13 protein-coding genes and 1 pseudogene are annotated in these 15707 nt (G+C 67.8%); 3 read left to right on the top strand and 11 right to left on the bottom strand.

From position 1 onward, the window contains the following. Window positions 1–278 precede the first annotated feature (278 nt). Window positions 279–2303 carry a hypothetical protein gene (locus ACZ7LK_RS28840; RefSeq protein ID WP_471144126.1) on the top strand — a complete coding sequence of 675 codons (2025 nt, stop codon included), beginning with the start codon at window positions 279–281 and terminating at the stop codon, window positions 2301–2303. A gap of 72 nt (window positions 2304–2375) precedes the next feature. Here the strand turns inward: ACZ7LK_RS28840 and ACZ7LK_RS28835 are convergent, their stop codons facing one another. From ACZ7LK_RS28835 to ACZ7LK_RS28825, 3 genes are all read right to left on the bottom strand, one after another. Next, window positions 2376–3359 (bottom strand): SMI1/KNR4 family protein, encoded by a 984-nt coding sequence (locus tag ACZ7LK_RS28835; protein ID WP_471144124.1) that lies wholly within the window; start codon window positions 3357–3359, stop codon window positions 2376–2378. A 682-nt stretch (window positions 3360–4041) separates the two neighbouring features. Continuing rightward, on the bottom strand, window positions 4042–4467 hold the full coding sequence (locus tag ACZ7LK_RS28830) for a hypothetical protein (protein WP_471144122.1): 426 nt from the start codon (window positions 4465–4467) through the stop codon (window positions 4042–4044). Window positions 4468–4623: 156 nt separating this feature from the next. After that, entirely contained in the window at window positions 4624–4881 is a 258-nt protein-coding gene (locus ACZ7LK_RS28825; RefSeq protein WP_471144121.1) for a helicase associated domain-containing protein, read from the bottom strand. Between the two features lie 88 nt (window positions 4882–4969). Between ACZ7LK_RS28825 and ACZ7LK_RS28820 the strand changes: the two genes are divergently transcribed. Further along, complete coding sequence (locus ACZ7LK_RS28820) at window positions 4970–5536, top strand: hypothetical protein (RefSeq protein WP_471144119.1); 567 nt, start codon at window positions 4970–4972, stop codon at window positions 5534–5536. A 615-nt stretch (window positions 5537–6151) separates the two neighbouring features. Here ACZ7LK_RS28820 and ACZ7LK_RS28815 read toward each other — a convergent pair. The 4 genes and pseudogenes from ACZ7LK_RS28815 to ACZ7LK_RS28800 all read right to left on the bottom strand — a co-directional run bounded on the left by ACZ7LK_RS28815 (window position 6152) and on the right by ACZ7LK_RS28800 (window position 10254). After that, a complete protein-coding gene (locus ACZ7LK_RS28815) occupies window positions 6152–8104 on the bottom strand; it encodes a hypothetical protein (protein WP_471144117.1) in 1953 nt (650 codons plus the stop codon). A gap of 74 nt (window positions 8105–8178) precedes the next feature. Continuing rightward, window positions 8179–8577, bottom strand: a complete 399-nt coding sequence (locus tag ACZ7LK_RS28810) for a hypothetical protein (RefSeq protein ID WP_471144115.1) — start codon at window positions 8575–8577, stop codon at window positions 8179–8181. Between the two features lie 363 nt (window positions 8578–8940). Continuing rightward, window positions 8941–9281 (bottom strand): annotated as a pseudogene (locus ACZ7LK_RS28805) (transposase); the annotation flags it as partial. 202 nt (window positions 9282–9483) lie between these two features. After that, a complete protein-coding gene (locus tag ACZ7LK_RS28800) occupies window positions 9484–10254 on the bottom strand; it encodes a hypothetical protein (RefSeq protein ID WP_471144113.1) in 771 nt (256 codons plus the stop codon). 156 nt (window positions 10255–10410) lie between these two features. Here ACZ7LK_RS28800 and ACZ7LK_RS28795 point away from each other — a divergent pair, with 156 nt between their 5' ends. Then, the gene (locus tag ACZ7LK_RS28795) at window positions 10411–11820 is read left to right on the top strand and encodes a hypothetical protein (RefSeq protein ID WP_471144111.1); all 1410 of its coding nucleotides are present in this window, start codon (window positions 10411–10413) and stop codon (window positions 11818–11820) included. A gap of 238 nt (window positions 11821–12058) precedes the next feature. Here the strand turns inward: ACZ7LK_RS28795 and ACZ7LK_RS28790 are convergent, their stop codons facing one another. From ACZ7LK_RS28790 to ACZ7LK_RS28775, 4 genes are all read right to left on the bottom strand, one after another. After that, window positions 12059–13819, bottom strand: a complete 1761-nt coding sequence (locus tag ACZ7LK_RS28790; protein WP_471144109.1) for an ABC-three component system protein — start codon at window positions 13817–13819, stop codon at window positions 12059–12061. After that, window positions 13797–14063 (bottom strand): ABC-three component system middle component 6, encoded by a 267-nt coding sequence (locus ACZ7LK_RS28785; protein WP_469884819.1) that lies wholly within the window; start codon window positions 14061–14063, stop codon window positions 13797–13799. The genes ACZ7LK_RS28790 and ACZ7LK_RS28785 overlap by 23 nt, the downstream gene beginning before the upstream one ends. Continuing rightward, window positions 14060–14995 carry an ABC-three component system protein gene (locus tag ACZ7LK_RS28780; RefSeq protein WP_471144107.1) on the bottom strand — a complete coding sequence of 312 codons (936 nt, stop codon included), beginning with the start codon at window positions 14993–14995 and terminating at the stop codon, window positions 14060–14062. The genes ACZ7LK_RS28785 and ACZ7LK_RS28780 overlap by 4 nt, the downstream gene beginning before the upstream one ends. Before the next feature lie 532 nt (window positions 14996–15527). Continuing rightward, window positions 15528–15707 (bottom strand): hypothetical protein (locus ACZ7LK_RS28775; protein WP_471144106.1); only part of this gene is annotated, 180 nt, incomplete at its 5' end.

Below are 15707 nucleotides of genomic sequence, written 5' to 3'. Positions count from 1 at the left end.
CTCCCCCTTCCGTACCACGATCCCGCCATCCGCGAATCATCAGATAACAACCTGAGGCAGGTGAAAACGACCTCTCAGCAGCGACCAGTTCCTCGTGGTCACCGACACCACCACCCAGTAGCCTCACCCTGAGCGCCACGCCCTGCCTTCCGGCGGGGCGTGGCGCTCCGTTCCGGACTTCGATCACACTTTGAGAGACGTTTCCGGTCACTTCTTCAACGCGGGTGGATTTCCCTCTGCAACTCGTGTTCGCATGTGCGTTCGAAAGGTGTTGGGGCGTGCGCAACTCGCAAACGCAGAGGGAGTTTGAAGAAGTGAAACTCTTACGTACGTCGGCGTGGCAGCATGTTGCTACTGGTGCCGCGCTGGCGCTACTGGCGGGGATGGGCACCGCAGCAGCGGCCCCTACCCCGCCTACACCGGGCCTGGCTGCATCTCCGGCGGCGGTGGCGGCAGCCGGGCCGCAGGACCTGGCCGCCATCGCCGCCGGGGGTGATCGGCCCGTGTCAGGCAAGACACCGTCGGCCGGTCCCAAGTTTGCTAAGTCGGGCACCTATTGGCGGGTCATCACCCCGCAGGTGGTTCTGCGGAACACCGTGACCGACGCGGACGGAGACACCGCCAACCTGACGTTCCAGGTGTACACCACGAACGCGGACGGCACCCCGAAGGCGCAGGTTGACCTCGACGGGTCGGGTCAGCACGGTGTGCTGGTGTCGCCGTATGTGGCCTCGGGTGGCACGGCGAAGGTGACGGTGCCGTACGGCAAGCTGAAGCCCGGTGTGCTGTACAAGTTCCGCACTTCCGCCTTTGACGGCAGTCTGTACGAGACCACTTGGTCTCCCTGGGCGGACTTCCGTATCGACCCGTACACGAAGTTCCCCGCGCCGCAGACGACGTCAACCATCGACCCGCTGGCCCAGGCCGACATCGAGGTCACCCGTACCGACCCGGGTGCCGTTGCTCTCACGGGCCGCAAGGCCCCCGGTGAGCGGTCCTGCTCCACGGTCGATACTCGAGGCCGCAAGCTGTGCATCGAGATCACTCCGCCGTCAAAGCAGAGCGAGGAGCCCGCAGCATCCCCGCGAGCTAGGGCCGCCGGCCCCGTCGACCTGGTGTCGTGGTGCGGAAGCAAGCCGCTCGGCAAGGACTACATGACCCGCAGCGAGGCGTGCCTGAAGAACCTCGGCTCCGCCACGCTGATCTTCCTGGACGCCGACCCGGATCTGCCCGCCCTCGGCCTGGCCACCTTCGACCTGCAACAGCGAATCAAGACGTACCCGAACAAGGGCGCATCGGGTTCGGACTTCGCCGAGTTCGACCAGCAACTCGTGGCGATGCCCCGCAGCATCGACGCCGCTCTTCAAGGCGTCAATCTCACCTGGCTACCCACCAACAACTGCTCCTCCTGCACCACCTCGCAGACGCGATGGACCGACATCAACGGCGCCGCCGCCACCGGCCACTGGAGCTTCTCCGAGGTAGGTCCGCTCAATGCCCGCTACGGCACCGTTCAGACCACCTGGTCCGGTACGGGCAAGGAGATCATCGACCTGGGATGGGCCATCCGGGGCACCGTGGACGCCAGCCTGACCTCCTCGGCGACCGCCGACTTCGGCACCAGCGGAGACACACGCGTTCGTGAACTCGCCCCACGCTGCGACGACATCGTCAAGGGCTCGGCGCCGGGCTGTGTGCTGCCGTACTTCAATCCGAACTGGACGGTCGACACCAACCTGTACCCCGCTGCCGGCGCGTACTACTGGTACATGCAGCAGGTAATGCCCGATCACGCCGGCTCGAAGCGGTGGGACAGTCTGATGCACTACCTAGGACCCGACACGCCGGTGAAGAACAGCACCGGCGGAACCTGGACCTCGGACAACAGCCGCACCCGCGTCTGCGACAACTCCTGGAGTGTCCACCCGTCCGACGCGTCAGTGGGATCGGTCGACTGCGACGAATTCGCCATGGCCTCGACACACGAGTCCGGCGGCTACCCGAAGAGCGTGAACCTGGTGACATCGGGCAGCAAGTGCGCCCAGCTGTACACCGACAAGATGGGCGACGGTTCGGCGAACTTCGGCATCCTCGCTGACACCCGCACGGCCACGAACGGGCCGAGCGGTACGGAACGGTGCGGGCGTGCGGCAATCCCCAGCGTTCAGAACCAGCGGGCGTTCACCGGGTTCCCGGCTCCGTCGTGGCGGATGCTGGACGGCGACGGGTTCTTCGTAACCCTTCCGGGATACGAGCACTGCACCTCGACCGCGACGACCTGCACGTGGCGCAAGATCGGCTGACGTAGCCGGAGCGCCAGCAGGCGAAGCACCAAGGGGGCCAGCCCAAACGGCTGGCCCCCTCCTCGGGTGCGGTCAGTCGCTCAGGGGCTGCCACTGGTCTTCCTGCGCGGGGTCGATCCTGCTCCCCCATACCAGCGCCCCACCGACCCGGCCGGGCTTGTCCCGCGTGGCCAGGGCCGGCGCTTCGAGCATGTCGGCGATGTCTTCCAGGTAGGTGACCAGCGTGTCGAGCTCCTCGCCGGGGCCTTCGTTGTAGCGGGACCAGCGGCCCAGGTAACCGGTCGCGGCGTCCAGATACAGGCCCGAGGTGCTGTCAGCCGAACCCAAGGCGACAACCGGAATCCAGGTCGGCTTCCACACAGTGATCCGGTCATATTCGGGACGGCGGGCGTTGAGCGTGTCCTGGTGGGCCTGGGAGTCCATCTGCTGCCGGTAGAAGGCAGCTACGGCGTCCAGGGTCATCAGGGCCTGATTGCCGGGCAGACAGCCCGCGCCGTTCACCCCGTCGTCACCAGCGTTCAGCAACCACAGGGCGCCCAGGTCTGCGGGTATCTCGATGTTGAGGTCCCGTTCCAGGGCGGCGATGGCGGCGGAGCTGGCGCCACCGCGGAGCGCGGCGTAAGAGTCGGGAGCGTTGCGCTGAAGCCAGCCGGTCACGCGCTGCCAGGCGTCGGCAATCTCCCGTACGGTGACCGCAGCAGTGGCAGCAGTGGCAGCAGTGGCAGCAGTGGCAGCAGTGGCAGCACTGGCAGGATCGGCAGACAGCTCCTGCTCCTGGGCATTCTCGGCCGGCTCGGCCGGTTGGGCGGAGGGGGCTAAGTTCACATACCGGATCTCGATCCGGTCAGGCTCACGGATGTAGCCGATGGCCAGGGCAGGGCAGTCCTCGAACAAGTCGCCGTCGATTGTCACGGTGAGGATGCCCGGCAGACTGGAGGGTCGGCCCATGTCCGGGTCGTCGGCCAGTTGGCCGCCCAGAACCTTCAGGGCGTAGGGGACGCCGTCCCCGAATTGGCTGGCGGCGTCGCGTACGTGAGGGGGGATTTCGACGTTCACAGCCTGGTCCTCCTTGCTGGTCGGCTGGCGGGCGGTGCCCTCACACACTAGGACGCCGCTTACGGGCAGGGGGTGAAAACGTCCTGTCATACAGCGCCCTTGTCACCGGATGTGCGCGTGGCCGTCGAACTCGTGTCCCGGTGTGCTGCCGAGGCCTGGCAGGCTAAACCTCGTAGCCGCCGTCCCGGCACGCCCGCCGCCATGACCTCATCCGCTTCGCTACGGTCTTGGTCGCGCCGCCCCAAGCCGTACGGCGACGTCCTGGTATTGATCGGAGGCCATGGCACCGGCGAGCGGCAGCGGCGAACATCTCGCCTCTCTCCCCAGCGAGGCCAGTCCTTCCCCTCGTTCATCGTGCCGGTTTCAAAACCGATCGGGCGTGTGCAGCGCTGCCGCTGGTTTCCAGGAGCCACGCACCGCGCCGGTGTTCCGGTAGGACACGGCCTCGGGCGGGGGGAGGGGCGTACGGGGCCTCCGGCTCGGACGTGGGCCCGTTCGTGGTCTCTCCGGCCGGTTGGCGGCGGGGTGGCTCAGGAGTAGGTCATCGGGCAGCCGTGCCGCAGGGAGTACTGTGCGGCGCGCAGGTAGAGCGCCACGTAGAAGGCCGCGTCCCGGTCCTCGGCCCACGGTCCTGGCCGCACCTGGGCGGTCTGCTTCGCACCGCCCTGGAGGAACCACAGGCTCAGTGCGAGGTTCTCGCCCCCCGGTATCGCGTCCAGGGGCAGTCCGACGGCGCCGGCCAGCCGCTCGGCCAGGGCGAGCACCCGCGGGCCCCGGCGACCGCTGTCTCCTCGCCGGTGTACGCGGTGCCGACGGGGAGCACGATCTTCTCCTCCAGCGCGAACGGAACCAGCACGCTCCAGTCGAGGAGGGCCGACAGCTCCGCGTCGGTCAGCCGCGTCCTGCACAGCGCCACGAAGCCGTCCATGGACGGGCTGACCTTTTCCTCGAACCAGCCCGGCTCCTCCCGTGCGGCCTGCCGCGGCTCATAAGGGGGAAGCCCCCGCCGCTCCAGCTCGGTGTTCAGCGCGGTGGCGACGTCTCCGTACCCGTCCTCCCCCGGCCGTGACCAGTCCTGCGCGGCGACACTCACCAGATAGATGCCCATGATCGCAACGTATCGGCCGCCACCGACAACGTCGGGAGTGCCCGGCATCGGCTCCGGCAGCGTCCACGTCACACCGGATGCCCTCCACGGATGCCCGCCTTACTTCCAACGACCAGCCCCGGGCCGACTGACCGGCGGCCACGCGACAGGCGAACGTCAGGGGCGATGACCCTGCGCTCGGACCGCAGCGGCCGCCACACCCCGCTCCAACGCGGCGGCCCGGCCGCCGCCGGCCCGCGGTGTCGCCGGCGCCGTGACACCGAGCGCGCCCAGCCGCTCCCGCTGCGCCTCGCTCAGCTCCGCCCACGTCTCGCGCTGCCGTTCGAGCCACCGCCCGACGTCCGCCCCGTGCCCGGTCACCGGGACGACCGGGCCGCGCCCCTCGGTGGCGGGGCTGTGCCGGTGGCCGGCCACTCGTCTGACGGTTCGCGATAGGTACACCATTTAGTACGCCTTACGCCCATTTGGCCCCTGACGGAGCATGGCGGAGCACACTGGATCCATGGACATGACCGAGGCCTTTGCCACCACGGTGGCGGGGGTGGTACCGGTCATCTGGCTCGTAGGTGCCGTCGAGCTGCACCAGATGACCAAGCGTGAAGCGGAAACGGTAGAAGAGATTGAGCGGATGTTCGCAACTGAGCACCAGCTCATCGAAGAGGCTCGCGAGGACGTCTCGCTTGACGAGCTGACGGAAATCGCTGATCGGTTCGTGGGAACCCAGGTGGCCGCGCATGACAGGTTCCGCAGCAGTGGTTGGACCGAGAATGCCTCCTGGGCGTGCTGGTCAACGCTGACAGCCTTCATGGTTCTTGCTGAGGGGTGTGCCCTCTGGTGGTTGGGCGGCGGTGGGCGGGCCGGAAGCGAGGGAGTGGCGTGGTTCTGCTTCGTCGTGCTGATGATCGGCTTCATGACCGTCACGCTGACTCCGTTGATCTCGGGCTACCGGCGCGTGCGCCGGGCCAGGGAGCGGTGGGAGGGACACATTGACGTCATCGCCAGCTTCAGCGTCAGGCAGGTCGAGCGCCTCCGGCGTGAGGTTGGGCAGGCTGACCCGGGACGCGACTGAAGCTGCAAGCTGCGGCGTCCGCTGGATGAACGGGCGGCACTCCTTCCTGGGCTTCGGTGCAGGGGTGGACTGGCTCTTCTCAGCGGAACGAGCGGCCTGGCTCCGCTCGTTCCGGTCGCGCAGCTCGTTCAGGGACATGCTCATCTTCAGTGCCATGACGGCGCTCTGTCTCGGGGTTGGAATGGGGCCGGGGCGGTCGGCTTGCTTGACGGTGGGCGGCCGCCCCGGGGCTTCAGCGGGGCCGGGCCCCTGTGGGTGGCGTGCCTTGGAGGCGTCGTGGGCGACGGTCCCGGCCTGGCCGATGACCTCTACGCGCCGCCCCTATTGTCATCTGCGCTGCGCAAGGTTCGGGGCCAGTGATGGTTGGTATGCGGTGGCGCTTGGCCGCGCCGCCTACCGCCTGGGGCATGGCAACGGCAGGTGGGTGGCTGCGGGGCGAAGTTCACCGACGAACGGCGATGCTGGGGTCCCATCTTGGACCACCCTGGAACGGACTGGGGCACGCCCGTGTTGACGCGTACATATGGCGTGCGGATGGCGTACCTGGCGTGGGCCGACTGTCTGGGAAGGGGCGCCGGAGTGCTGTCCCTGCGGGTAGTGGGCTGCCCCGCTGCCTTACCAGAAATGGTTCTGGGGGGTAGGGAGGGTGGGGGTGCCGTCCGGTTCAATGCCGTGCGGCCATAGCCGTGCCCATAGAGGTTCGACGCAGTAGTGGGGGGAGACGGCGTCTCCCCGGTCGAGTGCTTCGCGGGCGGTTCGGGCTGCTCCGTCGATGTCGTGGGCTTCGTACTGGAAGCGGGCGATGTTGGTAAGAGCTTCGGGGTGCCCGTATCTAGACGCGGCTTCCCAGAGGTCTTGGGCTTGCTCTCTGTTGCCCGCTGCTTCGCGGCGCACTGCCAGGTCGGCAAGTGTGCTGGTCAGCCCGTACTCGGCGGCGGCTCGCGCGTAGTGCTCTGCCTGGTCGAGCAGGGCTGCCTCTTCTCGCATCATCGCCAGGTGGCTCAGGCAGGTGGGGGCTCCGTTGGCTGCGGCGTGGTGAGCGAGGTCGGATGCCTCGATGGTCAGTCCGGCCTCTTCGTGCCGCAGCGCGATCTCGGCGAGCGCGTCCGGCTGGCAGCATTCGGCGGCCTGCAGGGCCAGGGCCGCAGCTTCCTCGTAGTCGGAGGCTTCGGCAGCGGTGAAGGCGAGGTCGGTCAGGGCCCGGCAGGTCAGGTGCTCGGCTGGCCAATTGGCGTCCTTGTCGAGCCAGTCGTCCTCGGGGGACTGCATGTCCGAGCCGATGGCGGGATCGGTCCAGGGCATTTGCCGGGCGCGCTCTGCCAGAAGACCGGCGTAGCGCAGCCGCCATCGGGCTGAGGCTGCTGACGCTAGCGCGCTGACATCGGTACGTCGTGGCAGATGCTGCAGGGCCGCCTCCCAGAATGAGGCCGGCGGGCACAGGTGGCTTCGTGTCCGCCGGCCGTGCTGCTCCATGTAGTCAGCCAGCCGGAAGCAGCAGTCGCCGCGCCAGCCTGTGGTGTGGCGTGTCCGATGCAGCAGTGCTGCGTCGCCGTGGACGGGACGCCTGGTGTAGGTGAGGGCGTGTTCGAACCAGCCGTCGTCCAGAGACTGGAACACTGAATGGGGCATGTAGCCGGTGGCCGCCTCCTCCAGGAACGTTGCTGGAAGGTCAGACCCGCAGCCCAGGCGACGCGCGTCCATGGCGGCGTCGAGGACCGCCCGGGCACCCGGTCCGGCATGCCTGTGCCGGTCCAGCAAGGCTGGGACACCGGCCAAGAACTGGGTGATGCGGCGGTCAGATGCCCCTGCCAGAGCCTGTGCAAGGCGCTCGTCCGACTCCGCAGCGTTGCGCAGGGCGACGAGGTCGTGTGTGGTGAAAGCGCCCGGCACGTGAACCTGTCGGCCCGTCAGCAGGTGTCGGCTCTGGGCGTGCGGATCGTACTCCGGCCTGGTCGGCAGGGAAGTCAGCTGATCCCAGTGCACGGGCCAGAGAGTGCCCACCACCAGGATCGGAGCGCGCTCGCTGTCGGTCAGCAGAGTCCGCAGGGCCGCGGCGATCCGGTCTCCGACCTGGGGAGGGGCCAGATAGTGCTGCGCTTCGTTCAGCCACACCACAGTTTTTGGCCCGATGGAGGCTAGGCCGGCCAGGGCTGCCTCGGCTCGGGTGGGGTCGAACGGGTGCCACAGCCGCCAGTCCTCGGCCGCCAGTGGCTGGACGGCCTCCCAGCACGCACGGGTCTTGCCGGTGGAGGACTCGCCCACCAGCACGCACAGCTGGCTCCTGCCGCCTCGCGCAGCATCTACGACCCGCCGCAGATGGGCGTCGTGCTCGCGCGGTACGTAGGCGGGCAACTCATCGTCCCCGGCGGCGACACGGATGGCGTGGTGCACTTCCAGGTCGAGCGGGTGGCACTCGCTGATGAGACGAGCGGCTGGTGCTTCCTGGCTCGTGCTGCTGCCCGGCTGCGGAGAGGGGAGGACGTAGACGTGCGCGACGGCGTTGTGGTCACCGCTGATGACCGCGCCGATGTCTCCGCCTGCGGCTACCGACTCCTTGCTCGCCTGCACCCGGCCACCCGGCGCGGGGGGTTTGCCTCCACCGCCGTCCTGTGTCCCGTGGTCCCGGCGGTCCCACATGGGAGTCATGTGCGGTTACCATCCCCGGTGATGACCTCACCGATGTCTCCCGCGGCGGCAGCGCTGCCCGCTCCCGAGGCGCGCACGCCGCCGCTCACGGGCGGACTGCGGAGCGGCGTTGCCGGGGATGACACCGCTTCGTTGCGATGGCCGGTGATGACGCGCCCCACGTGTCCGCCCGACGCCACGGCACCGTCGCGCGCCTCGACTGAGAGGCGTCCAGAGCCGGCGAGCGCCCACACCGAGACAGTGAGGCCCACGAGCCCGGCGACCGCCCCCATCACGCTCCCAAGCCGATCCGCAGCTGCGAGGTCCATGAAGACGGCGACCGCCACCAGACATGCGGCCGCTGTCCCGCAGACGGTTGCGCACCCAATGAGTGCGTACGTCTTCCACTGCTGCATAGGTTCATCAAACCGCCGTCGAGAGCCGATGTCCGCGAAACATCCAATTCCAACGAGTCTTAGTTCGCTTGGAGTTGACGCAGGATGCTGGGGGGCCGCTCACAGACGGCGCCAGGCCGTGCTCGCGCTGCACCTGCAAGCGAAAGCCTTTACGGGTGGTTCTGGATGTCGCGTGTGCAGCGTGCGCGCGGTCCATGCCGGGGCCGGGCTGGGCCCAGGAGCCAGTGGGGCTGAGGCACCGTGCAGCGGTGTCCGACTTCTGTGTGTCGGCCTTGTGCAGGACAAGCCGAGGCCCCTAGGTTCTGTCGTCAAGTGTCACGCCCACATCAGAAGTGAAGCGAGGGTGACGGCGGCTTCGTAGGACTAGGCGTTCTTGTCGTACCGGGTGGCGATGCCGCGCCATTTGCTTGAGACGGTTGAAGCAGCGTTCCACGACGTTGCGGTGCTTGTAGATTGCGCGGTCGAAGGCCGTTGGGCCGCCGCCGCCGCTGCCTCGCCGGGCCCGGTTGCGGACCTGGTCGGCCCGTTCGGGAATCGTGTGCGGGATGCCCCGACGGCGGAGCCAGGTGCGGATCGCCCTCGAGCTGTAGCCCTTGTCGCCCAGGACGGGGGCGGGCCGGGGTGCGGGGGCGTCCGGGTCCGATCCGGGGCGCCCGGATCGCTTCCACCACGGTGGCGAACCGGGTGCAGTCGTTGGTGCTCCCGTCGTCGCGCCCCTGGATCCTGGTTGCGTCCAGCGTTGAGCGGCTTGTCGAGACGGTCGGGGAGGAGATCACCGAGTGCCTCCTCGCCATCGCTGAGCAGGCTGCATTGCCGCCCAGGCACCGGCCGAGCCTGCGCTGGTAGCCAAGCCCGCGGCGGTGTCGGCGCCTGAGCAGCCGCAACCGGCCGACTCGGCTGCGTAGGTCAGCCACGCGGCAGTGCGGGGAACCGGTCGTAGGCCGGATCGCCGGGGGACAGGATGGACTCGATCCGCTGGGGAGGGATTGGCGATCTGTAGAGGACGTCGGCGTCGGCCGGCTCGTGGCCCAGGGCCTTGCCGACGAAGACGTGGACGACGGAGGGGAAGACGCTGTGCCCCTCCTGGACGGGGGCAGCAAGATCCAGCAGGGCGGTGACGACCGAGGGGGCTCCCAGGCTGCGGAGCTTCTCAGCGAGAGCGGGGGAGCCCTCGCAGTGCTGCCAGTAGATGGCCTCGCCGCCCCAGTAGGTCAGCAGCCGGTGGATCCCGCCGACGTCATGGGCCTGGGGCGCGGCCGACAGGGTCAGGCACACCTGGCCCTCACGCCTGTCCCACCCGCGCTGTCCGGGGACCGCCTCGTTCACCGTCCGCAGCCTCTCATGCTCCGCCGCTGTCAGGTGCCCGAGCGCGAGAGCCTGTTCCAAGCGGTCGTTGACGAGGTGGGCGTCGAGCAGCCGCAGGCCTTGGGCGCGGATCGCGTCCTTCTCGTGGTCCAGCAGTCGGGTGTGGTGGCGGGCCCGGATGAGGTGCCCTTCGAGCTCGGCGAGGACAGCGTTCTCGTACGACAGGAGGTCGAGGTCCTGGTAGTACTGCGGGGGGTGGCCTGAGCGGCGGGCATCGTCGGCGAGCCAGCCGACAAGGTTGGCGAGCGGATCGGGCCAGGTGGCAGGGACGTCCACGTCGATGATCGGCAGGTCGGCCGGTTCCATGGTCATGTCCGCCAGTGTGCAGCCGCCCAGAGCGCGGCGTCCTGCGTTTTCGGGCCCGGTCCCCGCACCTTCTCGGCTCCAGGCGCCGTCACGGTCTCCGGCCGAGCTCAATGTGGGAAAACTGCTGCCCGTGGGCACAGCGGCCAACTACTTTCGGGCCGTATGAACGAGACTCTCCCCCTGCGTGAAGCCGTGCTGTCGTGGCTCGAGCACGCCCGCGACCTGCCGCCGACACCCCAGGCCATCACCGATGTCGCGCTGGCGGCCCTGCCGCAGTGGGAATCTTTGGAAGACGCGGTTGCTGCTGCGGTGCCCAGGGACGAGCACCCCGACCTCTACGGCAAGGTAGACGGGGACCGGATCCCGAGCTTTTCCGCCCTGTTGGGCGAGTCGGGCCTGGGCGAGGCGACACGCCTGCTCGCCCAGGGCGCGGATGTGCCCCTTGCCGAGGTTGCCGACAGCTTCGTCGCCTTCTGCACCGGACCGGCGCCGGTTCCCGAGCGATGGCTGCTCCTCAACGCCGACCTCCCCCGCGGGACGCGGATCCCATTGGGCCAGTACACCCTGCAGACCTTCACCCTGGACGAGCTGCGCCGAGCGGTCCCGATGCCGGCGATCCATGGCCTGCTGCCCCGCAGCCTCGACCTCGATCTAATCGCCGAAGCGCCGTTCCTCCATATCCCCGATCCCGGCCGCAAGGTCACCCGCCGGCCGACCTGGTTCGACTTCACTGGTCCGCGCGCGGAAGCCCAGCACTGGCGGGCCCTTCTGCCCCTGATGCTGTGGGACAGCGAACTCCTGCGCGTGGACTCGACCTTCACCGTCGCGCGCGGACGCCGCTTCGACCTGAACCCCCAGGAAGTACCGACCACCATCAAGATCTACGACGGCTCACACGGAAGAGAGCAGGAGTTCGAGGTCCGCGACACCGGCGACTTCTACGTCCCGGCCACAGACCTTCCGGCCATGAGGGCCTTCTGCACCGCGATCTCAGCAAAGATCGACGCGGTCATGGCCGGCGCGTCACATCAGCGGCGCATCCTCAACCGTCGCGCCCGGCGCCTCGAACGCGCCGCCCGCCACCTCCTGACCGCCTACCAGCGCACCTACAACGACTACACCGTCTGGGAGGTAGAGGCCGACGAACTGCACCTCGACTACGTCATCGCCCTGGAAGCCCTCCTGATCAGCCCCAACGACGAACGCCAAGGCATCGCCAACAACATCCGCTCTCGCGCGTCCGCGCTGTTCCTCACCCCCGAACCCCAGAAACAGGTCGGGGACATCGTCCAGCGCGCCTACTCGGCCCGATCCACGTACGTACATGGCGACGTAATCAAAAACCAGACAGAACGGGAGAAGATGGAAGAGCTGCGAACTCTCAGACTCCTGACCCGGCAGATCATCCTGCGCTGGCTCGTCCTGACACCCTCCGACACCGACGACCTCGCGCCCCTGCTCGACGACGCCGCGCAGTGCACAAGCTGCAGAGACCGCATCGACCAGCCCCTGCGGGACTTCTTCACCACCACCCCGCCCAGCAGCCTGCCCGCCGACATCAACGCCACCTAACCCCCGGCGGGGGAGTTCCGCAGCCTGCCCGCGCCGTACCCCAGACGTCCGGGCGGTACAGCCTGCCGCCGGAGTCCAAGCCGCGCCGGTACTCGGTCCGAGGGGCGGCCTTGAAGGGATTCTGTGCCAGCCGCGCCTGCTGCTCGGGCAGCAGCCGTACCCGGGGGGCCAGCTTCTCCGCTGCTGGGACCACCGGCCGCAGTGGCTGTCCATCAGCACGCCTGGCGCGATGTCGGCGCTATGCCTTGCCGGCGGCTTTGAAGCGGAAGCCGAAGAGGCCGCCCTCTTCGTCATCGGTGAGGCGGGGACTACGGATGTGGGGCTCGGGGTTGAATCCGCGCTGGGCAGCGGTGCTGAGGGTGTCGGTGTTGAGGGTGACGATGTACTGCATGTGCTCTTCCTCCGTCACTTCGGCTGCTAGCGCGAGGGCTCGTGCGACCTGGCGTTCGTCGACGCCGTCGTAGAGGTGGCTGTCGTGGATGAGGAAGTCGGGGCCGCGCTCGTGGCGGTGTGCGATGACGGCCAGGGTGAGGTCGAAGCAGAAGATGACCATGTTGTTGATGCCACGGCTGTCGTCGGCGTCGATCCGGGGCGTGATGCTGAGGCTGGTCCGGCCGGCCTCGATGGCGAGATAGGCTTCGCGGCCCTCGCCGTACAGACGCTGGGCGTACCGGGAGAACAGCAGGATCGCTTCGTCTGTCTGCTGCCGACGCTCTCGGAGGTCGAGGTCGACGGCCTGCTGCAGTTCAACGCTCTTGGCGGTGATCTGGCGGGCGCTGGCTTCGAGGGCTTGCGCTGCGTCGAAGCGGTGGCGAAGAGCACCGAGAGCGGCCTCCTCCCGACCCAGGGCTGTCTGCAGGGCGGTCAGCGCTTCCAGCGCTCCACCGTCCGCCAGCTCGCGCAGGAGGCGGGCTTGGTCCTCGCCTAGGTCGGCACGTTCCTGACGCCGGGCGGCCAGGCGAGCGGTGAGTTCCTGGATCTCCTCCTCCAGGAACCTGCGCCGGTTGCGTACGACGGAGTGGTGGAATGCCTTGACGTCGTCGAAGCGACGCCGGACCTGGTCGTTGAGGATGACTCCGAGCTCGCGGTAGGCCGGCTCGAGGTAAGACACCTCAACGTCGGTCGTCTCGGTGACCGCGCTCTGGAGTTCTTCGAGGTTGTGCTGGTCGATCACGTCTTCTTGGGCGAGCTGCTTGATCCGGCGGCTCACCTGGTCAGCCCGCTCCTTGAGCCGCTCGTACTCGGGGACAACCTGGAAGGCGGCAACCTGAGCCCGCAGGCGTTCGACCTGTGCCTCGGCGAGAGTGATCTGGCCCCTGAGATCGGCCGTGGACCCGACGATCCGTCCCCATACGGGATCGTTGACAGCCTTCCTCAGCTGATCTCTGGTCGCCTTGCGGGCATTGAGCTCGCGGTATCCGTTGACCAGCTGCCAGTCCAGCCCTAGGAGGTAGGCAAGGTTCGACGAGGCTTCCGCGGCGGCCTGCCGGGAGAACGTCCGGGTCGGCTCGTTGAAGCCGTGAGCGGAGACGCGACGGATGAGGAACGACAGGAGCGTGCGACCGCTCACTCCGGGATGGTCTCCTTCCAGCCCGAAGAGGTCCCGCTCGATAACGCGATTCCACTGCTCCATGGACAGCTCGACATCCTGGCTGTCCGTGAAAAGCGTGTCGGCGGGCACGCCGGATACATCCTGGCTCAGCCGCACGACCTTGGGGTTGTCTCCGCGTCGTCGTACCTCGATCGGATCGTCCTGCCACGGCCAGTCCATAGCGAGGCTGAAGGTGATGTGGCGCAGTGCCTTGTTCGTAGCCAGCGACCCAGCGGATTTGGCTCCCAGGAGGAAGTGGATCAGCTCGATCACGCTCGACTTGCCAGCGCTGTTACGGCTGTCGGTCTCAGCCGACGACGAGGTGGTGTCCGCGACCAGCAGATTCAGTCCCGGCGAGAACTCCACCGTCTTGAACCGCGCGTCGTCAGCGCTCAGACGGCGCAGCATCCGTACTCCTTGTGACGAGAACGTCCTGGACCAGCTCCACCGCACCCATGGCGAAGAGAATGTCCAGGGCCAGAACGAACCACTCGAACGATACCGGCGAGGTATGGGCCTGATCAGCGCGCCAGCTCTTCAGCCGCGCCCACGTCTGGCTGACGGTCCGCGGTTCATCGAGCTGGAGGAGAACCTGCGCACCGACGGCGAGTAGGCAGCGGTCAGGAGCGATTCCCTTCGTCGGAGTGATCATGCGGTCAGTCCGATGCCCGGTTGCCAGCCGGCGGGCGGCGTCTCGAAGATGTCACATCGTTCGAAGAAGTGTGCCAGGACAACAAGGGCAGCGCGCAGCACCTTCGGTCGCGGCTGGGCGTTCCCCAGGAAGTACATCTTGAGCTGCCAAAGAACGTCGTCGGCATCGCTGTAGTCGCGACGCACCTGCTGGTAGTACAGGCGGAAGCCCTCCGCGACCTCATCGTGCTCCAGTTCACTCCGGGTGCCGGCATAGAACGCGTCTACCAGGTAGCTCTGGCGCATACCCCGCAGGAGGTCCTCCCGATCCGCTCCTTCGATCCGGTTGAAGTCCAGCTTCTCGACCGGCACGTCAGGCAGAGACATCAAGGGGTTGGACTCGGCGCGGATGTCCTGCAGCTGCTTCAGCAACGGTGCCAGGTCCTCCATCCCGATGCCGAAAGTCCTGTCCTTGATGGGAATCTCGCAGCGGAGGACGTCCTCGGCCGCCATCTGATCAAGCTGCATGCACTCATGCCACAGCCGCCGGGTGCCCATCTGCTCGAACCGCAGCGAAGGCATGTTGTCCCGCGCGCTTGCCAGCAGAGATGTCACTTCCGGATGCACACCCCGCCTGTCGTTGTGCACGAAGACAAAGGTGTCGAATTCGCCGTTTCGCTTGGCGACCGCCCCTGAGAGGTCCCCGTCAAACTTCTTGCGGATCTTGTCCGGCTTCACGGTCTGCGGTGCGTAGCAGGCGTACAGCTTTCGCGAATGCAGGCTCAGGCCATCGGCCGACCTGTCACCCAGACTGCCAGCCGTGCGTACGTCGAGGAAGTCTGGATAGCGCAAACACATCAGCCGATGGAAGAAGTCCTCGAACTCGTTCTCGTAGAGCTCCGCCATCAACTCGAGGAACTTGACGTGTGCATACATCCGCTGCTCAAACAGCATGAACCCCCCTTGCGCACAGCTGCCAGCGTAGCTGTGTGTGACTGCACCCAACACCCTTTGATCAGATCCTGTGGCTGCTCACGCCCAATCCGTGCCCTCCTTCCCAAGCAGCGGGCGAATTGCGGGCTCCAGCCCCGGTCCTCGTCTGACAGGACTTTCTCGTGCTGCTGCGGTGAGCGAGGAGTTCGCCGGACGGTGGGGCACGGGTGTGAGCCCCGCCCGCGTCTCCTCCCGGGCGGAGCGGGGGTCTCGTGAGGCAGGGGAGTGGTCAGAGGTTGTCCACGTAGCTCTCTCGCTCGGAGGGCGGCCCGAACCTGTCGATGGACCAGCAGGTGTAGTTCCCGCCCTCGTACAGCGCCTCGTCGCACTCCTCGGGGTGCTCCCGCGCCCGCCGCTTCGCCGGGGCCGCCAGCGTCGGCGCGGGCTGCGGGGCAGGCGGCTCGGTGGCGGCCTCGTGCTGGGCTTCGATGTTCAGGCCGGGGGTGGGTGTGGTTTGGCGGTAGGAACGCCCTTTGTGCGCGTTTGGTACGCTTCACGCCCACCGCGCCCCCAGTTTTCGCAGCGCCTCGAGCTGCTCCACCGTGAGCTTCTCCCGCCTAGCGCGCATCGGTTCCGTTTCGCCGTCGACGTCGGTCTCGACGACCGCGCCGCGCGGGACCGGCCGGTCACCCTCCTTCTCCACCCACTGCGTGAGGGCCGCGAGGCCTCGCTG

This window comes from Streptomyces sp. NPDC039423 (assembly GCF_055598725.1).
This window is presented reverse-complemented; position numbering and strand designations above follow the sequence as displayed.